This is a genomic window from Mycobacteroides abscessus ATCC 19977 (assembly GCF_000069185.1).
Lineage (GTDB): Bacteria > Actinomycetota > Actinomycetes > Mycobacteriales > Mycobacteriaceae > Mycobacterium > Mycobacterium abscessus.
The window spans coordinates 3,116,899-3,137,024 of sequence record NC_010397.1 but is presented as its reverse complement, the minus strand read 5'-3'; the positions used below and the strand labels follow the sequence as shown (position 1 = coordinate 3,137,024).

At 64.4% G+C, this 20,126-nt stretch carries 22 protein-coding genes; 13 read left to right on the top strand and 9 right to left on the bottom strand.

The features are described from left to right. The first annotated feature begins 28 nt into the window (after positions 1 to 28). The 5 genes from MAB_RS15675 to MAB_RS15655 all read left to right on the top strand — a co-directional run bounded on the left by MAB_RS15675 (position 29) and on the right by MAB_RS15655 (position 4,572). The gene (locus tag MAB_RS15675; protein WP_005093781.1) at positions 29 to 1,303 is read left to right on the top strand and encodes a phthiocerol/phthiodiolone dimycocerosyl transferase family protein; all 1,275 of its coding nucleotides are present in this window, start codon (positions 29 to 31) and stop codon (positions 1,301 to 1,303) included. Between the two features lie 74 nt (positions 1,304 to 1,377). Then, the gene (locus MAB_RS15670) at positions 1,378 to 2,178 is read left to right on the top strand and encodes a thymidylate synthase (protein WP_005057138.1); all 801 of its coding nucleotides are present in this window, start codon (positions 1,378 to 1,380) and stop codon (positions 2,176 to 2,178) included. Next, the gene (locus MAB_RS15665) at positions 2,175 to 2,666 is read left to right on the top strand and encodes a dihydrofolate reductase (RefSeq protein WP_005057139.1); all 492 of its coding nucleotides are present in this window, start codon (positions 2,175 to 2,177) and stop codon (positions 2,664 to 2,666) included. Before MAB_RS15670 ends, MAB_RS15665 begins: the two co-directional genes overlap by 4 nt. Further along, positions 2,663 to 3,352 (top strand): DsbA family protein, encoded by a 690-nt coding sequence (locus tag MAB_RS15660; RefSeq protein WP_005090334.1) that lies wholly within the window; start codon positions 2,663 to 2,665, stop codon positions 3,350 to 3,352. Before MAB_RS15665 ends, MAB_RS15660 begins: the two co-directional genes overlap by 4 nt. Then, positions 3,349 to 4,572, top strand: coding sequence for a winged helix-turn-helix domain-containing protein (locus MAB_RS15655; protein WP_012296635.1), 1,224 nt, complete (start codon positions 3,349 to 3,351; stop codon positions 4,570 to 4,572). The genes MAB_RS15660 and MAB_RS15655 overlap by 4 nt, the downstream gene beginning before the upstream one ends. Here the strand turns inward: MAB_RS15655 and MAB_RS15650 are convergent. Beyond that, positions 4,535 to 5,068 (bottom strand): YceI family protein, encoded by a 534-nt coding sequence (locus tag MAB_RS15650; RefSeq protein ID WP_005111582.1) that lies wholly within the window; start codon positions 5,066 to 5,068, stop codon positions 4,535 to 4,537. The two genes, MAB_RS15655 and MAB_RS15650, sit on opposite strands and share 38 nt — an antisense overlap. A gap of 132 nt (positions 5,069 to 5,200) precedes the next feature. On the opposite strand from MAB_RS15650, the gene thyX reads away from it, so the two are divergent. The 3 genes from thyX (at position 5,201) to MAB_RS15635 (ending at position 8,629) form a co-directional block, all read left to right on the top strand. After that, positions 5,201 to 5,953 (top strand): FAD-dependent thymidylate synthase, encoded by a 753-nt coding sequence (gene thyX / locus MAB_RS15645; protein WP_005057143.1) that lies wholly within the window; start codon positions 5,201 to 5,203, stop codon positions 5,951 to 5,953. 108 nt (positions 5,954 to 6,061) lie between these two features. Continuing rightward, positions 6,062 to 6,937, top strand: a complete 876-nt coding sequence (gene dapA, locus MAB_RS15640) for a 4-hydroxy-tetrahydrodipicolinate synthase (RefSeq protein WP_005081807.1) — start codon at positions 6,062 to 6,064, stop codon at positions 6,935 to 6,937. After that, positions 6,938 to 8,629 (top strand): ribonuclease J, encoded by a 1,692-nt coding sequence (locus MAB_RS15635; protein ID WP_005111577.1) that lies wholly within the window; start codon positions 6,938 to 6,940, stop codon positions 8,627 to 8,629. Here the strand turns inward: MAB_RS15635 and MAB_RS15630 are convergent. Genes MAB_RS15630 through MAB_RS15620 form a run of 3 tightly spaced genes read right to left on the bottom strand, consistent with a single transcriptional unit; the run spans position 8,626 to position 10,628 of the window. Next, entirely contained in the window at positions 8,626 to 9,495 is an 870-nt protein-coding gene (locus MAB_RS15630) for an SAM-dependent methyltransferase (RefSeq protein ID WP_005111575.1), read from the bottom strand. The genes MAB_RS15635 and MAB_RS15630 overlap by 4 nt on opposite strands. A gap of 1 nt (position 9,496) precedes the next feature. Beyond that, complete coding sequence (locus tag MAB_RS15625; RefSeq protein ID WP_005081811.1) at positions 9,497 to 10,315, bottom strand: mycofactocin-coupled SDR family oxidoreductase; 819 nt, start codon at positions 10,313 to 10,315, stop codon at positions 9,497 to 9,499. A 1-nt stretch (position 10,316) separates the two neighbouring features. Further along, entirely contained in the window at positions 10,317 to 10,628 is a 312-nt protein-coding gene (locus tag MAB_RS15620) for a putative quinol monooxygenase (RefSeq protein WP_005076607.1), read from the bottom strand. A gap of 97 nt (positions 10,629 to 10,725) precedes the next feature. Here MAB_RS15620 and MAB_RS15615 point away from each other — a divergent pair, with 97 nt between their 5' ends. Continuing rightward, positions 10,726 to 11,307 (top strand): hypothetical protein, encoded by a 582-nt coding sequence (locus MAB_RS15615; protein WP_005111571.1) that lies wholly within the window; start codon positions 10,726 to 10,728, stop codon positions 11,305 to 11,307. Here the strand turns inward: MAB_RS15615 and MAB_RS15610 are convergent. Beyond that, the gene (locus MAB_RS15610) at positions 11,267 to 11,833 is read right to left on the bottom strand and encodes a TetR/AcrR family transcriptional regulator (RefSeq protein ID WP_005111568.1); all 567 of its coding nucleotides are present in this window, start codon (positions 11,831 to 11,833) and stop codon (positions 11,267 to 11,269) included. The two genes, MAB_RS15615 and MAB_RS15610, sit on opposite strands and share 41 nt — an antisense overlap. Positions 11,834 to 12,002: 169 nt before the next feature. Between MAB_RS15610 and MAB_RS15605 the strand changes: the two genes are divergently transcribed. Next, a complete protein-coding gene (locus tag MAB_RS15605) occupies positions 12,003 to 12,506 on the top strand; it encodes a hypothetical protein (protein ID WP_005090325.1) in 504 nt (167 codons plus the stop codon). A 30-nt stretch (positions 12,507 to 12,536) separates the two neighbouring features. On the opposite strand, the gene MAB_RS15600 is transcribed toward MAB_RS15605, so the two are convergent. Continuing rightward, positions 12,537 to 13,922, bottom strand: a complete 1,386-nt coding sequence (locus MAB_RS15600) for an oxygenase MpaB family protein (protein WP_005081816.1) — start codon at positions 13,920 to 13,922, stop codon at positions 12,537 to 12,539. 110 nt (positions 13,923 to 14,032) lie between these two features. Between MAB_RS15600 and MAB_RS15595 the strand changes: the two genes are divergently transcribed. Further along, positions 14,033 to 14,593, top strand: coding sequence for a hypothetical protein (locus MAB_RS15595; protein ID WP_005081818.1), 561 nt, complete (start codon positions 14,033 to 14,035; stop codon positions 14,591 to 14,593). A gap of 126 nt (positions 14,594 to 14,719) precedes the next feature. Further along, complete coding sequence (locus MAB_RS15590; protein ID WP_012296633.1) at positions 14,720 to 17,215, top strand: FtsK/SpoIIIE family DNA translocase; 2,496 nt, start codon at positions 14,720 to 14,722, stop codon at positions 17,213 to 17,215. Here the strand turns inward: MAB_RS15590 and MAB_RS15585 are convergent. Together MAB_RS15585 and MAB_RS15580 are read right to left on the bottom strand one after the other, a co-directional pair. Beyond that, complete coding sequence (locus tag MAB_RS15585) at positions 17,212 to 17,868, bottom strand: carboxymuconolactone decarboxylase family protein (protein ID WP_005081822.1); 657 nt, start codon at positions 17,866 to 17,868, stop codon at positions 17,212 to 17,214. The two genes, MAB_RS15590 and MAB_RS15585, sit on opposite strands and share 4 nt — an antisense overlap. 25 nt (positions 17,869 to 17,893) lie before the next feature. Then, entirely contained in the window at positions 17,894 to 18,454 is a 561-nt protein-coding gene (locus MAB_RS15580) for an amino-acid N-acetyltransferase (protein WP_005057157.1), read from the bottom strand. A gap of 42 nt (positions 18,455 to 18,496) precedes the next feature. Here MAB_RS15580 and pgsA point away from each other — a divergent pair, with 42 nt between their 5' ends. Continuing rightward, positions 18,497 to 19,096, top strand: a complete 600-nt coding sequence (pgsA, locus tag MAB_RS15575; RefSeq protein WP_005093751.1) for a CDP-diacylglycerol--glycerol-3-phosphate 3-phosphatidyltransferase — start codon at positions 18,497 to 18,499, stop codon at positions 19,094 to 19,096. A gap of 52 nt (positions 19,097 to 19,148) precedes the next feature. Here pgsA and MAB_RS15570 read toward each other — a convergent pair whose 3' ends face one another. Next, positions 19,149 to 20,087, bottom strand: coding sequence for an SDR family oxidoreductase (locus MAB_RS15570; protein ID WP_005090311.1), 939 nt, complete (start codon positions 20,085 to 20,087; stop codon positions 19,149 to 19,151). Positions 20,088 to 20,126 lie beyond the last annotated feature (39 nt).

Below are 20,126 nucleotides of genomic sequence, written 5' to 3'. Positions count from 1 at the left end.
TTCAGCCCACATGAATTGGAATTCGCCCGTGAGTGCCACTGCGCGTGTAAAAGAGACCGTCGGTATTGAGCGGATGCTTTCGGCGGCAGAGTCAGAATTAAATCACCTGCGCAAGTACACGACCATTTGGTATGTCGCGCGGCTGCGGGGTGATCTCGATATCGCCGCCTTGAGCGCCGCCGGCGCGGTCATGCAAGGTAATCATCCCTACCTCGCGGCGCGGGTTGACCCCGTCGGGCGGCTTTTCCGGGTCACCACCGAGCAGGTCCGCGACACGGTCGTATCTGTGCGGTACGAGCGCCTTCGGGATGTTGCGGCGCTGCCGGTGCTGTCGCTGGACGACGGCACATACGCGATTCTGGTCTATCCAGGGGACTCCGGCAGCGCCGTCGCCGTGGGGGTGGACCACTCGATTGCCGATGCGCGCCTGAGTTATTCGTATTTCCACGAATTGTGGGAGCTGTACACCGAGATCGTGACGTCTGGCACGATCCCGCGGCCGCGGCGTCAGCCGATCCCTATGGCTCCAGAGGCCGCACTGGCCAAGCGGGGCCTGCACCGGGCCGCCCTGCCGGAGAAGCCGTGGTTCGGCCCAACGTCCTGGGCAGGCAGGCAACAGGACAACTCGACGTCGCCGCAGATGGTGCTGGGCTGGAAACAACGCTTCGATCCGGAGTTGTCTGCCTCGCTGCGCGCGTCGGCGCGGCGACGGGACACCACCCTGAACACTCTCGTCACGGGCGTGATCGCGCTTGCCGAACGTGCCTTGTTCCGCATCGGCGACGACGAACCGGTGAATCTGGGTTTCGAATCGCTCGTGGACTATCGCAGGCACCTGACACCACCCGCCGAACTCGGAGAGATCGCCAACGGCATCATGATCGCCCGCAGCCAAGTCCCGGTGCGCGCGAATGATGATCCACTGCGCGTCGGCGCCGCTGTGGCAGCCCAGATCAACGACGACATCGCCAGTGGCTTCCTTGTGCAAAGCGTGAATCACATTGGGGGCACGGCGCTCACCGGCAATTGGGGGCCTTTCATCCGGATCACCAATCCTGGCGTTTTGCCCCTTCCGCCCTTGCCTGCGGGTCTGACCCTGGAGGATTTCGACGCTCAGCTGACCACGCCGCGCACACCGTCGAGCGGTCCGCCGGCGCCGCAGGCATCGCGTTATGAGGTCTATTCCATCGGCGCGGAGTTCACCGTCGTCTGTAAATTCGCCGCGGGGGCGCTGACGGGGGAGCAGGCCGAGGCGTTGCGTGCCGGGATCGTCGCGGGAGTGGAGGCGCTCGCAGAACCGTAGAACGCAGGGCGCGGGGGCGCGCTGTGGGCGTCGGGGACCTCGGGATCGTCATGGCCGCGACGTAAACTAGCTGCGTGTCTCTTCCCACTCCCTACGAGGATCTATTGCGTCTCGTGCTCGAAGAGGGCACGCCGAAGGCGGATCGCACCGGCACCGGCACCCGCAGTGTCTTCGGACACCAGCTGCGTTATCGCCTGGAGGACGGCTTCCCGCTGATCACCACCAAGAAGGTCCACCTGAAGTCGGTGATCTATGAGCTGCTGTGGTTCTTGCGCGGTGAATCCAATGTCCGCTGGCTCCAGGAGCGCGGGGTCACCATCTGGGACGAGTGGGCGTCGGAGGCCGGCGAACTGGGCCCCGTGTACGGCGTGCAGTGGCGCGCCTGGCCCACCCCGTCTGGTGAGCACATCGACCAGATCAGCGCCGCACTGGATCTGCTGCGTACCAATCCGGATTCGCGCCGGAACATCGTTTCGGCATGGAATGTCGGCGAAATCCCGCAGATGGCGCTGCCGCCCTGCCACGCCTTCTTCCAGTTCTATGTGGCCGACGGCAAGCTGAGTTGCCAGCTGTATCAACGCAGCGCCGATCTATTCCTCGGGGTCCCGTTCAACATCGCCAGCTACGCACTGCTCACCCACATGATGGCGGCACAGGCGGGCCTGGGAGTCGGAGACTTTGTGTGGACCGGTGGGGACTGCCATATCTATGACAACCATGTGGAGCAGGTCACCGAACAGCTCAGCCGCGACCCCTACCCCTATCCCACGCTTGTTCTGGCGCAGCGTGATTCGATATTCGACTACCGATACGAGGACATCACCGTCGAGAACTACCAGCATCACGCCGCCATCAAGGCGCCGGTCGCGGTATGACGGGAACCATCGGGCTGATCTGGGCGCAAACCCGAGCCGGCGTCATCGGCGCGGACGGTGCCATTCCCTGGCGGCTACCCGAAGACCAGGCACGTTTCAAGCGAATCACCATGGGGCACACAGTGATCATGGGGCGCAAGACCTGGGAGTCGCTGCCCGGTAGTGTCCGTCCTTTGCCGGGTCGGCCCAATATCGTGCTGACCAGGGATGCCCTGTTCGAGCCCGACGGGGCATTGGCCGTCGGCTGCGCGGACGCGGCCCTGGCGGCTTCCGACGAGGCGCCCTGGGTCATCGGCGGCGGAGAGATCTATCGGCTGTTTCTGCCGTTGGCACAACGCTGCGAAGTGACGGTGGTGGAGGCCGACGTGCCGGGTGACGCGCTTGCTCCGGAACTCGGAGAAGGCTGGGTTGTCGAGGAAAATGACTGGCAGACAAGCGAGTCCGGCTTGCGCTATCAATTCCTGAGTTATCGGAAAGTCGACGGGTGAGTGCCCCGGGTGCGGCAGGGGTGCCCAAGGTGCTGCTGCTTGCGGCGATAGTGCTGCTCGTTCTGACCGGCTGTGCGCGCACCGTGGAGGGAACGGCGTCGGCACCCGTGGAAGCGGCGGGCTGGGGGAACAGCCAGGGGGCAGGTGTGACGGTGGGCGGCGCGGGCGACGTGGCCGCCGGAATCACTGTGTTTCTCGATTTCCAGTGCCCGTTCTGCCAACGGTTCGAGGCCCAATACGGTGAGGACATCACCACGTACGTCACCGAGGGCCGGTTGCAGGTGACCTATCGGCCGGTGAGCTTTTTGGACCGGATCTCGGCAAGCGGCGACTACTCGTCACGGGCGGCGGCCGCGTTGTTCCTGATCGATAAAGCCGGCGCCACCGACGCGGTGATCCTGGGCTTCATCGGCGAGATGTTCCGGAGGCAGCCGGTCGAAGGTGTGGGAAATCTGACGAACCTGCAAATCAGCGAGATCGCCGCCGGGGCAGGGGTGACGGGCGAGGTGCTGCGTGAAATCTCCTCTCTGCAAGTCAACGAAGTCGACCGCCAGCGGACCGCGGGCAATGAGCAGCAGCTCACCGACCACGGCCTGGGCGGTGTGCCCGGCGTCATCGACAATTCGGGGGAGATGATCGATCCGTCCGACTCCGGCTGGTTGTCCCGTCTTGTGGGAGCCCGGTGAGCCGGTCGGCCTTGACCGTGGCCCAGGCGCGGCGCATCGCGATCGCGGCGCAGGGTTTCACAGACACCTCCGCGACGGCCGTTACCCGTGCACATCTGCGCAAGCTCATTTCCAGAATTCAGGTACTGCAACTGGATTCGGTATCGGTGGCTGTGCGTGCGCACTACGCGCCCGTGTTCAGCAGGCTTGGGCCCTATGACCGCGCGCTGCTCGACGACGCCGCGTGGAGCCACAGCGCGCGCACGCCGCGGCTACTCATCGAATACTGGGCGCACGAAGCGGCCCTGATGTCGATTCAGGATTGGCCGTTGATGCGCTGGCGTATGCGCGAGTACCGCCATGGGCGGTGGGCGCGAAAGTTCGTCGAGGAGAATCCGGGGCTCGTCGACGAGGTGTTGGCCGCCGTCGCCGAATTGGGGCCGTGCACGGCCGGGCAGATCGAGGCCTACCTGGAACGTGAGGCGCCAGGACGCAAGGGCCCATGGTGGGATCGCAGCGAAACCAAGTGGATCGCCGAAGCCCTGTTTTCCTCGGGCGAGCTGACCACCGATAAGCGGGTCGGCTTTTCGCGGCATTACCAACTGGCGCACAAGGTGATTCCCGCCGAAATCTACCAGCGCGAGGTATCCGACGAGGAGGCAGTACTGGAGCTGGCCCGCCGTGCGGTCGGTGCGCTGGGGGTGGGGACCGAGGCCGATATCCGTGACTATTTCCGGCTCTCGGCCGGACAGATCAAACCCGCACTCGCTGTGCTCGCCGACGCGGGCGAGGTCGAGAGAGTGTCCGTCGACGGGTGGGGTGCACCGGCATATCTGGCTGCCGGACGGACGATTCCGCGAGCCGACCAGGGGACGGCACTGCTGTGCCCCTTTGATCCGCTGATCTTTTTTCGTCCGCGCGTCGAGCGGCTTTTCGATTTCCACTACCGCATCGAGATCTACACACCCGCGGCCAAACGGCAGTACGGCTACTACGTGTGGCCTTTCCTGCTCGATGGGCAACTGGTGGGCAGGGTCGACCTCAAGGCCGATCGCGCGGCCGGCACGCTCAATGTCGTCGGAGCCTTTGCCGAAGAGGGCCGAGACCCTGTCGGCATCGCCGGACCGCTGGCCGAGCAACTGGTGAGCATGGCGTCCTGGCTGGGCCTGGAGCGTGTGGCGGTAGGTGAGCGCGGAGACCTGGTCAGGCCCCTGGGCGCCGTCCTTCGAACGACACCGTGACCGCATCGGCGACCTTCAGCGATCCCATCGCCATGGAGAACGGCTTGATGCCGTATGCCCGCTGCGAGACGTCGGTGCTGAGACTCAGAGCACCGTCCGCGGCGACCGACAGCTCGATGTCCACAGCCCGGGTCGCACCGTGAATGGTCAGCGCTCCACGCATGACATAGCCGGCCGCTGTCTTGCCGATCTGCTCGGCATGGAACTCGATGGTGGGAAATCGCTGGGCATTGAGTGTCTTCAATGCGTTCGACCGCACGATCGTTTTCTCGGGCCCGGTAAGCGGTGTCAGACCGCCCTCACCGCTTTCTACCCGCAACGAGTCGACGTCCACCACGAGGCTGACGGCCGACGGCTGGTCATCGGGTCCGTCGACTGAGATGGTCCAGGCGTCCATGACGATGGTCAGCCGATGCCCCATCCGCGCCGCCGCGCCGGTGACACCGGTGTGCAGCGTCAGGGTTCCGTTCTCGGGTCCAAGGGTCCAGGAACTCACGGGGCCGATGGTAGGGCGTGCAAGCGGGGCGCGAAACACCGCGAGCATGCGCAAAATTGCGGATTTCGCCCGTTTTGGCGCACATTTCAGCATGTTCGTGGGGACGGCGACGGTACACGTAGGGTGTTGCGCGTGGCAGAGATCGTGCCGCTGCGCGTGCAGCTGATAGCGAAGACCGACTTCATCGCACCTCCGGATATCGACTGGAGCACCGATGCCGACGGTGGACCGGCGCTCGTCGAGTTCGCCGGCCGTGCCTGCTACCAGAGCTGGTCCAAGCCGAACCCGCGCACCGCCACCAACGAGAGTTACCTGCGCCATGTCATCGAGGTCGGGCACCTGTCGGTGCTCGAGCATGCGTCGGCGACCTTCTACATCACCGGTATCTCGCGGTCCTGTACTCACGAGTTGATCCGGCATCGCCACTTCTCGTACTCGCAGCTCTCCCAGCGATTCGTCCCGGAGGACGACTCGAACGTCGTGCTGCCCCCCGCTGTCGAGGACGACCCGGAACTCGTCGCGCTGGTGCGTAAGGCCACAGATGCCAGCCGCGCGGCGTATGTCGAGCTGCTGGAGAAATTGGAATCCACACTGGCCGACGTTCCCAACGCGGTGCTGCGGCGCAAGCAGGCACGCCAGGCCGCCCGGTCCGTGCTGCCCAACGCTACGGAGACCAGGATCGTCGTCACCGGGAACTACCGGGCCTGGCGACACTTCATCGCGATGAGGGCCAGCGAACACGCCGACGTGGAGATTCGTCGGCTCGCCATTGCCTGTCTGCGCCAGCTCGCCGACCTGGCTCCGTCCATCTTCGGAGATTTCGATATCGCGACCCTGGCCGACGGCACGGAGGTCGCGATCTCCCCATTGGTCTACGAGGGGTAGAACCGAGGGATACAACCGAGGGATACAACCGAGGGATACAACACAGCCGGTAGGGATTAACCGCTTGGTTGGGGCGGGTATTCTCATGCCGTGACAGCAGGTGGAACAGTGGCGCGGCTCGGCACCGTGCTCACCGCGATGGTGACTCCTTTCGATGCCGAAGGCGCCCTTGACGTCGATACCGCGGTGCGGCTTGCCGCGCATTTGGTCGACGCCGGATGCGATGGCCTTGTCCTCTCCGGCACCACCGGAGAGTCTCCCGTAACCTCCGACGCCGAGAAGCTGACCCTGCTGCGCGAGGTGGTGGCGGCGGTGGGAGATCGCGCACGCATCATCGCCGGGTCCGGCACCTATGACACCGCCCACAGCATCAAGCTGTCCCGTGAGTGCGAGGCTGCCGGAGCACACGGACTCCTGGTCGTCACCCCTTACTACTCGCGGCCCTCGCAGGCGGGGCTGCTGGCACATTTCACCGCGGTCGCGGATGCGGTGAACGTGCCCGTGATCCTGTACGACATTCCGCCACGTTCGGTTGTCCCGATCGACTTCCACATCATCCGTGAACTGGCCGCACATCCGAACATCGTGGCCGTCAAGGACGCCAAGGGTGATCTGCATGGTGGTGCTCAGATCATCGCGGGCACCGACCTGGTCTACTACTCGGGAGATGACCCGCTGAATCTGCCGTGGCTGTCGGTGGGTGCGGTCGGGTTCGTCAGTGTCATCTCGCATTTCGTCGCTGGGCCACTGCGTGAGTTGCTGGCCGCGTACAACGCGGGCGATGTTGAGACCGCGCGCAAGCTGAACGCGCAGGTCGCACCCATCACCGAGGCGTGTCGGCGCCTGGGCGCGGTGGGCGCCGTCAAGGCCGGACTCCGGTTGCAGGGCATCGAGGTTGGCGATCCACGCCTGCCCAATGTTCCGCCCAGCCCGGAGCAGATCGAGGGACTGGCCGCCGATATGCGTGCCGCCGGGGTGCTGTAGGTGGCAGTTACCCCACCCGAGGACCTGCGGGCGCCCGGACCGCTCGCTGATGGTGCATTGCGCGTGACAGCGCTCGGCGGTATCAGCGAGATCGGGCGCAATATGACGGTTTTCGAGCTCCGTGGACGCCTACTGATCATCGACTGCGGAGTGCTGTTCCCCGGCCACAACGAACCGGGTGTGGACCTGATCCTGCCCGATATCCGCCACATCGAGGACCGCCTCGAGGACGTCGAGGCGCTGGTGCTCACCCATGCGCATGAGGACCACATCGGGGCCATTCCGTTCCTGCTGAAGATGCGTCCGGACATCCCGGTCGTCGGCTCCGCGTTCACCCTCGCGCTGGTCGAGGCCAAGTGCCGGGAGCACCGCATCACGCCGCGGTTTATCAGGGTCACCGAGGGCGAGCGGTCCACCCACGGGCCGTTTGAATGCGAATACTTCGCGGTCAACCACTCGATACCCGATGCGCTGGCCATCGCCGTGCACACCGAGGCCGGAACCATCCTGCACACCGGCGATATCAAGCTCGATCCGCTGCCTCCGGACCGGCGTCCGACGGACTTGCCCGGGCTGTCCGGTCTGGGGGATAGGGGCGTGGATCTTTTCCTTGTGGACTCCACCAACTCCGAGGTTCCCGGTGTGGGGCCGTCGGAGAGCGAGATCGCCCCGACTCTCAACCGGCTTATCGAAACCGCGCGCGGACGGGTGATCGTGGCCTGCTTCGCCAGCAATGTGGCTCGGGTACAACAGATCATCGACGCCTCGGTGGCTCACGGCCGCCGGGTGGCACTCGTGGGCCGGTCGATGGTGCGCAACATGGGCATTGCCCGTGAGCTCGGCTTCCTGGAGGTTGACGATCGTGACCTCATAAATGTCGAGGCCGCGAATGAGCTTGCACCGCAACGGGTTGTACTGATAACCACCGGCACCCAGGGCGAACCGATGGCCGCACTGTCGCGGATGGCGCGTGGTGATCACCGCCAGATCACGCTGACCCCTGACGATTTGGTCATCCTCTCGTCGTCGCTGGTGCCCGGGAATGAAGAAGCGGTCTACGGCATCATCGACTCCCTGGCCAAGGTAGGCACTCGGGTAGTGACCAACACCCACGCGCGGGTTCACGTTTCCGGACATGCGTACGCAGGCGAGCTGCTGTACCTCTACAACGCGGTGCGACCGCGCAACGTGATGCCGGTGCACGGCACCTGGCGGCACCTGCGCGCCAACGCCGGGCTCGCGGCCAAGACCGGTGTGGAGGAAGGCCGCATCGTATTGGCGGAGAACGGGGTCAGCGTGGACCTGCACAACGAGCGCGCACGCATCTCTGGCCGGGTACCGGTGGGCAAGATGTTCGTGCACGGCCTCGTCGACGGCGATGTCTCCGACGCCACGGTTGGCGAGCGTCTGGTCTTGGGCAACGGCGGGTTTGTGGCCGTCACTGTGGTGGTGCGTAGCAATGGACGCCCGGTGGGCCGGCCACAGCTGTTCTCTCGCGGATTCTCCGACGACGCGAAGGCGCTGGATCCGGTGACCGAACTGGTGATCACGGAACTGAATTCACTTGCCGAACAGTCGGTGAACGATACCGGCCGCATTGCCCAGTCCGTGCGGCGGGTGGTGGGCAAGTGGGTCGGCGAGACCTATCGCCGGCAGCCGATGATCGTGCCGACTGTGCTCACCGTCGACTAGATCTTCTCGGCGAGCACGGTCCGTTCCAGCTCGGTGGTCGAGAGCGTACGTCCGGCCGGTATCAGGTAGCGCCGCTGATACTCCGGACCACTGACATCCTCCAGGACCTGCCAGCCGTATTCGGCGAGTAGGGGCCCCACCGTACCTGGCGTCAGGCCGAACATCCATACCTGACTGCGCACCCTAAAACGCTTGTACAACATTGAGTTTCCGTACAGATTGCTACCGTCGATGAAGTCGCGTTGTACGTAGGTAAATGCCAGGCGGCTGCCCGTGGCCGCAGTGCCCAGGTAGGCGAGGGTGGCGCGCACCGCGGTCTCGGGAATGTACTGGGTCACCCCCTCCCAGATGAAGAACGTGCGGTGGGCTGTGTCATGACCCGCGCGCCGCAATTCCTCGGCCAGCTCGTCGCGCTGGAAGTCAACCGGCACAAGATGAAGCGACGCTGGCACCGCACCCAGCGCTCTTTTGACGGCCTGCTGTTTGATGGCGATGTTGACCGCCTGATCGACCTCGAACACCGGAGTCGGCGCGGCGCGGGCCACGCGGCACCCTCGGGTGTCCAGGCCGGCTCCGAGATCTACCACGGCATCGATCGACGACGCGGCTAGTTGATCATCGATGTACCGCTTGCGGCACACAAAGAGCGACCAGGCGCCCTGCCCGCCGCGTTCGGTGAGCCTGATCAGCCAGTGCCTAAGTGGTGCCCAAGCGGTGGCGCGGACGAACCACCGCAGGCCACGGGGCAGGATGTGGGCCGCAAGGTCGTCGTCGACGATCCGGGCCGCCGCAGGCTCATGCTGTTCGACGGCGGTGATGGCCATCGGGCCAAAGGCGGTCTGGGCGGCGGGATTCGACTGTGGCACGTTACCGCCTGTTGGTGAATCCGGCGTCGACGGGAAGCGCGACGCCGGTGATGTACCGAGCGTCCTCCGACACCAGCCACGCCACGGTGTTGGCCATATCCTCGGGCTCCATCAGGACGACGGGCAAGGCGTTTCCGGTGTCGGACATGCCTTCGGGCGAGCCATCTGCGAATAGCTTCTCGGTGACCGGATTGATCAGCATCGGCGTCGCCACACCCGACGGGTGAATGGTGTTGACCCGGATGTTATGCGGGGCCAGCATATTCGCGTAGCTGCGCATCAAGCCCACGAGTCCGTGCTTGGCGGCGGTGTAGGCGAGTCCTCCGGGGTTGTCCATCACCATGCCGGTCAGTCCGGCCACTGAGCTGGTGAGCACAATCGAACCGCCGGCCCCGCGTTGCACCATGGACGGTCGCGCCACCTCGATGGTGTGGTACACGCCGGTGAGGTTCACGTCGAGGACGTCCCGCCAGCCGTCGTCTCCGCATTCGGGAGTCAGAGTGGCGATTCCGGCGTTCGCGACCACGATGTCGACGGGCCCGAGATCGTGCACCCCGGCATCGAACGCCGCCTGCAAGGCTTCCCGGTCACGCACGTCGGTCTCGTGTGCCGAGATGGCGCGCCCCAGGGCGTCGACCTCTTTGACGGTGAGGTCCAGATCCTCGGTGGTCGCCATCGGGTATTCCACCGACGGGATCTGTGCGCAGATGTCGACCGCGATGATGCTGGCTCCTTCGGAAGCCAGTTTGATCGCGTGGGCGCGCCCCTGACCGCGGGCGGCGCCGGTGATGAACGCGACCTTGCCGTCCAGTTTTCCCATCTCAGTGCACCAAGTCGCCCTTGGCGGGATCACCAGCCGGGAGAGCCTCGGCGACAACAATTTCCGGTGGCTGGCTCAGCAGCGGACCCACCTTGCCGAACATGGCGGTGACGGCGGGCGCCTTCCCGTGTTCGGCCAATGCCTCGCCGCTTGCCCAAGACTCCACGAAGACGAATCGGTCCTGTGCCTCGTGCAGGGTGTAGAGATTGCATCCGGGCTCATCGTGAACCAGAGGGATCGTTTCCAGGAGGGCGGCACGAACCTCGTCGCGCTTGTCGGGCTGGGGATACAGGAACGCGACCACAGTGGGCATGGAACACCTCTCGTCGTTGGGGGTGGATCGATTCCACCGTACCGAAACGGAGCCGGGTCGATAGGCTGTGCGGGACAACAGGGGCTAGGGGAGGGACATGACCGATCAGGGGCCGCCCGGCGGATTGCCGATCCGGACGGAGGTATTTTTCACTGAGGATGGCCGGGCCAGGCTTGCCAAGGGTGCGCTCCAGACGATCGGGCGGTCGCGGGGCGTCTGGATTCTGCTGGCGCTGGCGCTCTTGTACGTCGCGTTCTTCTTCTTTTTTGTCGGAATCTCCGCCGGTGTTGTCATCCTGGTCGTGGTGGCGGCGGCAGCAGCACTGATCACGTCGAGAATTCGCGCTCGCACTCGGCAATCGATGCGGCCGATACCGGCCGGGACCGTGCAGCGCGCCGAGTTCGGCGCGTCAGACTTCACCTTCTGGGCGCTGCGCCCGACACCGAATGCTCTACTCGGACAGTCATTTCTGACGACGCGGCTGATGGTTCTGCGCGACTACGCCGACATCAAGAATGTGGTCGTCAACGACCATGCGGTGGGGATCCTGTTCTCGGACAGGCCCGGGACGCGTGAAGCATTTCCCCGTGAGCTCTTTCCCGACCAAGCCCTGGCGCTGATATCCCGGTACACCAAGGTCAGTGGGAAGTGGTCACCTCCGCCGACACCGACGAATTGACCCAGGCCGAATACTCGTCGAGCGCGGAGTTGAGCCGCTTGTGATCCACGCGCGTACCGAATTGCTGGGCACCGACCAGGATGCTGAAACCGATGCGCGCCAGAGTATCGGCCCGTGCTGGGGTGAATCCCGCCTCGATGTAGTGCTTTGTGAGGTGCTCATGGCGCACCTGGTCGACGCGCTGCTGCGCCGCGGCGACATACCTGTCGGCCATGGCCCAGGAGCGGATTGCCTTCTCGACCTCGTGATCGGCTTCGCGGGCAGCCTGTTCGAGTGTCGCGAGCCGTTCCCGGGGGTCGGCTACGGCGTCCACACGCCGGCGTTGTGCCACGGTGACATCGTTTTCCCAATAGTCGATGACTGCCCGATAAAAGGCGGCCCCACTGCCGAAGTGGTGGTACAGCGAGCCGGTCGTCATACCAATCCGGCGGCAGACGGCGGTCGTGGTCAGCGCGGACTTGCCGCCGGCCGCGAGTAGTTCGAAAGCGGCAGTGAAGTAGTCATCGCGCGAGACCTTCTCGGTCATGTCACAACCATAGATGAATCTACGGATCTGCGAAAGGGTCGGTTCAGAAGGTAGCTGTGTCACGCAGCAGAGCAGTTTCAGTTAACCGGTATGTGTATGATTTTCGGGATAAGACTGCATAAGACAGCTGCTGTGCAACTGTCATTAGGAAACAGGGGAGAGGCAAATCATGTCGCGTAAGTTGTTTGCGATTGCGGGAGCGGTCGCTGGCTTGGCTATATCGGCGGGAGCGGCGCTGCCTGCTGCCGCGGACCCGCAAAAGAACCCGTACCCGGATACCAGCAAATACGCCAAACTGGACTTCGAGGGTTTCCGGATCGCGGACAAGCCAGGTCTGTGGTTCTCGACGCCGTTCGGCTTGGACTGTGGCATCTGGGAGGACAGCAGCTTTGGGTGTACAGGCACGATCCCGGGTGCTCCCGGCGGCGCCAACCAGATTGGCTGGTTCAGGGGAGACTCGTCGGCGCACTTTGATAACACGGGGCAGCCCCGATTCTCGTCGGGCCAGGCCCAGCGCGTGCTGCCGGCGAACAACTACATAGAGCTCGGCAGTACCCGCTGCGCCACAACGCCGGAGAACAATGTGTACTGCACCGGCGGCGGCAACTACGCGAGCTACACCAACCAGTTCATGGTGTCGCCCGGTAAGACCTGGCTGGGCGCCCAGGATTAGGCACTGACACGAATCAGGCACTGACACGAATCAGGCACTGACACGCGGGGCGTGCGGCACCGGGCAGCCTGCCGGTGTCGCCGCCGTCGCGTCGTGATGGGTGTACGACATGTCGTGCATACCACCCAGCTTGGCCAGCGTCTTGTTCACGAGCATCGCCGACCACCACAACAGTTCGCCATCGCGTTGTTGAGCACGGCGCGCAGCGCCCGGCAGTTTGTCGCCGACTCGTCGCAGTGTCACATTGGCGTGCACCGCGATTCCGGTGAGCGTGGTCCACGGCTGTAGCCGGGCGTCTCGCAGGGGAGTCGCTCGTACAAGCGCGCGGACCAGGTCCTCGCCGCCGTAGTACGCGGCGACACCGAGAATTGGGGTGAAAACCGCGCGTCCGACCCGGCCGGCAAAACCCTTGTCCACGAAGCCGAATGCGGCGCCCATCATGATGTCTGTCCATTCCGAGGGGCCGCCGGCATAGGCCACCATGTAGTCCATCGTCTCCATCCCCTCGGACACCGATGTGGGAATGAGCTCCTCGGCTACGCCGAATATGTAGGCGATGTACGCCCAATACATGACGGCGGCCTGTAAATCTGCCTGCGTGCGGGTGCGTCCGTGCTGATGATCGATCAGTGGCGGAATGAGGCCGAAGGTCATCGCCGCACCCATCATCATCGAGTTGGAGATCGGGTTGCCATGGTGGGCGAATTGTTCGTTACCCCAGGATCTTCGCAGTCCGGCGCGCACTTGTGCGTGCATCAGGCGCACCAGGACGGTGTCCTTGAACGGCTGTGCATAGCGCTCCAGCGCACCGCGGTAGGTCATCTTGCGAAACCATGCGGTGGTCTCTAGGTTGCGGCGCAGGGTGTCATTGACGAATCTGCCTGTCGCACCGGTTGCGTAGGCGACCTCGTCGCCCACAAAGGTGCCGAAGGTGTCGCCGAACCCCATGCCGAACTTGGCGGCCAGCGAGGAGTTGTTCCACAGCTGTCGGCCGCGCTCCCAGAGGTCGGGGTCGTACCACGCCGGCGGATTGTCGAGCTGCTCGAACAACGCGACGAATTCGGCGGGCGGATCCTCGATCGACTCGATGCCGTGATCAAGGGCCCGGTTGAGCATTGCCCGGCCCTGGCGGGCCGGCATCTTGCGGATCCTGTCCACTACGGCGTCCATCAGTTCGTCGCCCTGCCACAGGTGATCCGCCAGCAGGCGGGTGCGGTCCGTCTCCCGGGGAACCTCATGAAAGTCCATCCACGGTTCCAGAATGTCCCTGCGCGATTGGGTCCACATCGAGTCGAACCGCAGGCGGCTGGGAGCGGGGCGCAGTTCCATGCCCGCTCGCCAGTAGTAGTCATGGGGATGGGTACCGACCGTCGGCAGGGCGCCGTTGCCACTCATGAAGAAAAGGCTAGCGAGCATCGACAATGTTGGCAACAGTCATTGTCAATTGTCCTGGCCGGTTTTACCCCGGCGGGCGCCAGACCTCCGTACACTCGGCCTCGCTATTTTGCTGACTGGATAACCATGGAATGCGTCTGGAGGTTGAAGTGGGGCTCCTCACTCGGATTGTGGGCATCACCGCGTTGGCCCTGGGGTTGATGGGCGGCTCGCCGATGTCCGCGCTGGCGGATCCGGACATCTCGGCCGACCCCAATCCCTATCCGGACGTCAACAACGCCACTAAATTCAGGCAGGCTGACTTCGAGCAATTCCTGCGGGATGACACCGACGGGGCCTGGTTCTCGACGCCGCGGGGACTCAATTGCGCGATCTGGATAGACGGCAGCTTCGGCTGCAACGGTTCGTTCCCGGGGGCGCCGGCCGGCACCAACCAGGTGGCGTGGTTCCCGGGGGATTGGCGCGCCCATTTCGACGCGACCGGTGAACAGCTGTTTACCCCTGCGACGCGTCCACCCGTGCTCACACCGGGTAACTACTTCAACTACCGGGCCGTGAAATGTGCCGTCACCAAGGATGAGGGCGTGTACTGCTTCCGGGGCCATTCGGCGAGCAGCTTCAACGGCGACCAGTTCTATATCGCGGCGAATCAGTCCTGGCTGGGCGAGACCAAGCCGCGCCCGGACCGTTAGGGCGTTTCCCAGGTCACGAGACTGTCTCAGGGCGGCCTCGCGTAGGTGACAAAACATTTGCTTACTAGCGGTTTTACCCGTGTTGCAGATGGTGCAGATGTGACTATTGCGACTAGGCTGTCGCCCATGGCGAGTAAGACTGTCAGCCGCTCACGCAGCCGGAACACCAAACCGGGCCCCCGGTCGCGCAACACCGCACCGACCCGCCGTCCGGCCCCACGGCGCCGCAATCAGCGTCGTAACCAGCACTGGACCGCACCTCTGGCTGCGCTGGGACGTGGTGCGCGCACGGGGTGGCATGCGTGCGCCCATGGCGTCGGGTCGTTGTTCCGGTCGGTGGGCCGGGCTCACGATATCGAACACGGTCACCGGCGCGACGGCGTTGCCCTGGCGTTGCTGGGCGTGGCGTTCGTGGTGGGGGCGAGCTCGTGGTTCCATGCCGCTAAGCCGGTTGGCGGCTGGATCGACAATGCCTTCCGCGTGGTTGTCGGCTCCGGCGTCGCGCTGGTGCCGATCATTGCGCTCGTCATCGCCGTATTCCTGATGCGTACCGAACCGAATCCGGAAGAGCGTCCGCGCCTCCTACTGGGCTTCGCCATGGTCGCGCTGCCGATCCTGGGGCTGTGGCATCTGTTTGCGGGTTCGCCCGATTCTCCCGAGGGCCGCTCGGCCGCAGGCGGATTCGTCGGCTTCGTGATCGGTGGACCGCTGGCTCAGGGGCTGACCGCGTGGATCGCGGCACCGTTGCTCGTGATGGCGATTGTCTTCGGGGTGCTGCTGTTGACCGGTACCACGATTCGCGACGTCCCGGACACCCTTCGGAACATGTTCTCGCCCAGGGACTATGACGAATGGGATGAGGAGTGGGACGACCCGGACTACGAAGACTACGAAGACGGGCAGTCCGAAGGCGACTACGAGGCGACGCGTGAGTTCACGCGTGGAGCCACGCCGATGGACAACTACCCGATCGAGGAAGAGGCGGCCGCGGCTCCGGAGCCGCCCGCTCCGCCCGCGCCCAAGCCCGCGCCGGTGGTCAAGTCGACCAAGAAGGCCAAGCCGAAGCCGCAGATGCCCGTTGTCGATCGAGTGATCGAAGGTCCGTACACGCTGCCTTCACTGGATCTGCTCGTGGCGGGCGATCCGCCGAAGGAGAGCAGCGCGGCCAATGACGACATGATCGCCGCGATCACCGGAGTGCTCGAGCAGTTCAAGGTCGATGCCGCGGTTACTGGATTCAACCGTGGTCCCACCGTCACCCGCTATGAGGTTGAGCTGGGTCCGGGCGTCAAGGTGGAGAAAATTACCGCGCTACAACGCAATATCGCTTACGCGGTAGCCACCGACAGCGTGCGTCTACTCGCCCCGATCCCCGGGAAGTCGGCGGTCGGTATCGAGGTGCCGAACACCGACCGCGAGATGGTGCGCCTGGCCGACGTGCTGACCGCACCCGAAACTCGTCGTGATCATCACCCGCTGGTGATCGGTCTCGGTAAGGACATCGAGGGCGACTTCATCTCGGCCAACCTGGCCAAGATGCCGCACCTGCTGGTCGCCGGCTCCACCGGTTCGGGTAAGTCCAGTTTTGTGAACTCCATGCTGGTTTCGCTGCTGGCACGGGCCACCCCGGAGGAGGTCAGGATGATCCTGATCGACCCCAAGATGGTGGAACTGACTCCCTACGAAGGCATTCCGCACCTGATCACGCCGATTATCACCTCACCCAAGAAGGCGGCCTCGGCGCTTGCCTGGCTGGTCGAGGAGATGGAGCAGCGATACCAGGACATGCAGGCCAGCCGCGTGCGCCATATCAACGACTTCAACGCCAAGGTGCGCTCGGGAGAGATCACCACGCCGCTGGGCAGTCAGCGCGAATACCGGCCGTACCCTTACATCCTCGCCGTCGTCGATGAGCTCGCCGACCTCATGATGACGGCCCCCCGGGACGTCGAGGACGCCATTGTGCGCATTACCCAGAAGGCGCGTGCGGCCGGTATTCACCTGGTGCTGGCCACTCAGCGCCCATCGGTGGATGTCGTCACCGGTCTGATCAAGACGAATGTGCCCTCACGTCTTGCCTTTGCGACGTCGTCGCTGACCGACAGCCGTGTCATCCTGGATCAGCCCGGCGCCGAGAAGCTCATCGGTATGGGCGACGGATTGTTCCTGCCGATGGGCGCGGGGCGGCCGATTCGTATGCAGGGCGCGTTCATCACCGACGAGGAGATCTCCGCGGTGGTGTCGGCCTGCAAGGAGCAGGCCGAGCCGGAGTACACCGAGGGCGTCACCACGGCCAAGGTCGGGGGCGGCCCCGGTAAGGACGATGTCGATCCCGATATCGGCGACGACATGGACGCCTTCCTGCAGGCCGTCGAGCTCGTGGTCTCCAGCCAGTTCGGCTCGACGTCGATGCTGCAGCGCAAGCTGCGGGTGGGATTCGCCAAGGCGGGCCGCCTGATGGATCTGATGGAGACACGCGGAATCGTCGGTCCCAGCGAGGGATCCAAGGCACGCGAAGTGATGGTGAAGCCCGAAGATCTTGCGGGAGTGCTCGCCTCGATACGTGGCGGCGGAGGAGCCGACGAGGACGAGGACGACGGCGGAGTGCCCGAGGACTTCTAGGCGTTTTCGTCGCGCCTCAGCGCGATGGCGTCACCCACGTCGAAGGATGTGAAACCCTCGGGTGCGGCGATCTCCACGATCGGTTCTTCGCGGTTATCCCATTCCAAGCGCAACGCCGTGCTCATCACGGCGTGCATTTCGTACATGGCGGTGATGTAGGTGAGCTCCAGGATCTCCTCGTCGGAGAGATGAGCCTGCAGCGCGGCGAATACCCCGTCGGGCACCCGGCCGCCATCGAGGACCAGGCAGTCGGTATAGGCCAGCACCGCGCGCTGCACCGCAGTGAAGCACTCGGCGGTACTCCAGGAGGGGATCGCGGCGATCATCTCCTCGGTCATGCCGACCATGCGGCAGGACTTGCAGTGCTGGGAGAAGACGAACTGGCTGCGCCGTGCCCATCCCGCCCTGGTCTGGCCGAGTTCGCGCAGCACAGGGTCGAGCTTGCGGTCGGGGCTGCGGTAGAACGCGAAACCCTGCACCGAGTGCTTCAGCGCATCGGGAACGAGCGCGAAAACCGTCCACCAGTCACCTGGTGTGCCCGTCGTCGTGCCCGGATCGGCGACCGGGTCACGGTCGCCGAAAATCTGGTCGTACATGCGATGGACAAGTCGGTCGTCGGTTTCGGCACGGGACACTTGGCGTAGTCGTGGCATGCCTCGATCATTGCTGACCGCCGCGTCACGTAGGCCGAGATGAGAGATGTGCGAGCATCCGGGTGTTGCCGAGGGTGTTCGGCTTCACATAGCTCAGGTCGAGGAATTCGGCCACACCGGTGTCGTAGGAGCGGCACATTTCCTCGTACACCTCTGCGGTCACCGGAGTGCCGTCGATTTCGCGGAAGCCGTGTTTGGCGAAGAAGTCGACCTCGAAGGTCAACACGAAGACCCTCTTGAGTTCCAGCTCGCTGGCCACCTCGAGCAGGCGGCTGACGAGCGCGTGTCCGACGCCGGCACCTTTGAGCCGTGGATGTACGGCGATGGTGCGCACCTCTCCGAGATCCGACCACAGCACATGCAAAGCTCCACAGCCGACGATCTCCCCATCGAGATCGGCCACCCAGAATTCTTGGACGGCCTCGTACAGCGTCACAAGGTTTTTCTCCAGCAGAATGCGCCCGGCATAGACATCGACAAGTGCCTTGATGGCGGGGACGTCGGAGGTACGGGCACGGCGCACGGTCACCGCGGGGGCGGGATGCCCCGGATTGTCCGAGATGCCGGATGTACCTTCAGCGCTCATGCGTGAACAGTAGCCAGCTCACGAACAGATAGGGTGTTTGACGTGCCGATGCCACCGGAAACCCAGCCTGATTCGGCGGCTTCGGCTGCGCCGGTGCCGGTGCTGAACATAGCCAACATCCTGACCGTGCTACGCATCGTGCTGGTGCCGGTGTTCGTTGTGGTGCTCTTTACCGAGGGCGGGCATCAAAGCTCCTGGCGCATTGCCGCTTTTGGAGTGTTCGCGCTGGCCATCGCCACTGACCGGTATGACGGCATACTTGCCCGCCGCTACGGCCTGATAACCCCATTCGGTCAGCTCGCAGACCCTATAGCCGATAAGGCCCTTATCTGCGCGGCGCTGGTGGGGCTGAGTCTGCTCGGCGATCTGTCGTGGTGGGTCACCGCGGTCATCCTGGTCCGCGAGATCGGAATCACCGTCTTGCGCTTCTCCGTGCTGCGCCATGGTGTGATTCCGGCGAACCGGGGTGGCAAGCTCAAAACCTTGGTGCAGTCGTTGGCGATCGCGGGCTATCTGCTGCCGCTGACCGGCCACTGGCACACCGCTGCGCTGATCTTGATGGGATTGGCGGTGGCCCTCACCGTCATCACCGGTATCGACTATTTGGTCCAGGCGCTGCGCCCACGGCCGAAAACCCCCTAGATTCCCGCCGCTGGAATCGGCGGTCATGGTGCTGCCGGTCGATTAGCGTTTTTCAGGTGAAGGTGACACCGGTCAGTTCCTGGGATGCCTGCCACAGTCGTGACGCATTCCTGATGCTGTGCAACGGCTTCCAGAGTTTCTGCGGTCCTGGAGGGCCGCCGGCGCTGCCGGGCCAGCGCGGACCGTAGAAACCGCCGTCTGTGGCCTCCGGTGCCACGGCGGCCATCAGGGCGGGCAGTGTGGCGCTTGCGACGGTGCCCACGATGAGCCCGCGCGCCGAGAGCCAGCGGATCATCCGGACTTCAGTGGTGTCCTTGGTGCGCCCGACTTCCGGGCGCGCAGCCAGCAGGCTGGTGGGGGCGACTCCCGGATGGGCGATATTGCTCGTGATTCCCCAGCCGGCCGTGTTGCTCAGCCGGCTGAGCTCCAGACCGAACAGCCCGCATGCGATCTTGGACTGCCGGTAGGCGCGCATACCGTCGTAACCGCGCTCCCAATTCAGGTCATCCCAATTGATCTCGCCGCTGCGCGCCGCGATGCTGGTGTGCGACGTCACCCGCGCCCGCCCGGCCCGCAGGAGCGGCAAGAGGTGACCGGTGAGTGCGAAGTGGCCGAGATGGTTGGTGCCGAATTGCAGTTCGAACCCGTCGGCAGTGGTCTGTCTCTCGGGTGGGGTCATCACACCTGCGTTGTTGATCAGCAGATGGATGGGAGTTCCTTCAGCACAAAGTTTTTCACCGAGGTCAGCGATGGATACCAATGACGACAAATCGAGTTCGGCCAGTGTCAGGTGCGCACGGGGGTGCAGTGCGCGAATCCTGGAGACGGCAGCTTGCCCTTTACGCAGGTTTCGTACTGGCATGAACACGTCGGCGCCCGCCCCGGCGAGTTTCATTGCGATTTCCAGCCCGATCCCGTCGCTGGCGCCGGTGACCACCGCGCGTTGTCCTGACAGGTCGGGTATGTCGACGTCATACGGTGTGCGCGGCATGTGATTGCTCCTGGTGTTGGCGTGTTGTGCCGGTATCGA

Bases quoted from the DNA above. Each gene is read 5' to 3' on its own strand.
- MAB_RS15585 (WP_005081822.1), bottom strand. From the start codon at position 17,868: ATGCCACGACTACGCCAAGTGTCCCGTGCCGAAACCGACGACCGACTT.
- MAB_RS15615 (WP_005111571.1), top strand. From the start codon at position 10,726: ATGACCGATCAGGGGCCGCCCGGCGGATTGCCGATCCGGACGGAGGTA.
- MAB_RS15580 (WP_005057157.1), bottom strand. From the start codon at position 18,454: ATGAGCGCTGAAGGTACATCCGGCATCTCGGACAATCCGGGGCATCCC.
- MAB_RS15610 (WP_005111568.1), bottom strand. From the start codon at position 11,833: ATGACCGAGAAGGTCTCGCGCGATGACTACTTCACTGCCGCTTTCGAA.
- MAB_RS15620 (WP_005076607.1), bottom strand. From the start codon at position 10,628: ATGCCCACTGTGGTCGCGTTCCTGTATCCCCAGCCCGACAAGCGCGAC.
- MAB_RS15625 (WP_005081811.1), bottom strand. From the start codon at position 10,315: ATGGGAAAACTGGACGGCAAGGTCGCGTTCATCACCGGCGCCGCCCGC.
- MAB_RS15590 (WP_012296633.1), top strand. From the start codon at position 14,720: ATGGCGAGTAAGACTGTCAGCCGCTCACGCAGCCGGAACACCAAACCG.
- MAB_RS15600 (WP_005081816.1), bottom strand. From the start codon at position 13,922: ATGCTCGCTAGCCTTTTCTTCATGAGTGGCAACGGCGCCCTGCCGACG.
- MAB_RS15665 (WP_005057139.1), top strand. From the start codon at position 2,175: ATGACGGGAACCATCGGGCTGATCTGGGCGCAAACCCGAGCCGGCGTC.
- MAB_RS15570 (WP_005090311.1), bottom strand. From the start codon at position 20,087: ATGCCGCGCACACCGTATGACGTCGACATACCCGACCTGTCAGGACAA.
- MAB_RS15605 (WP_005090325.1), top strand. From the start codon at position 12,003: ATGTCGCGTAAGTTGTTTGCGATTGCGGGAGCGGTCGCTGGCTTGGCT.
- MAB_RS15595 (WP_005081818.1), top strand. From the start codon at position 14,033: ATGCGTCTGGAGGTTGAAGTGGGGCTCCTCACTCGGATTGTGGGCATC.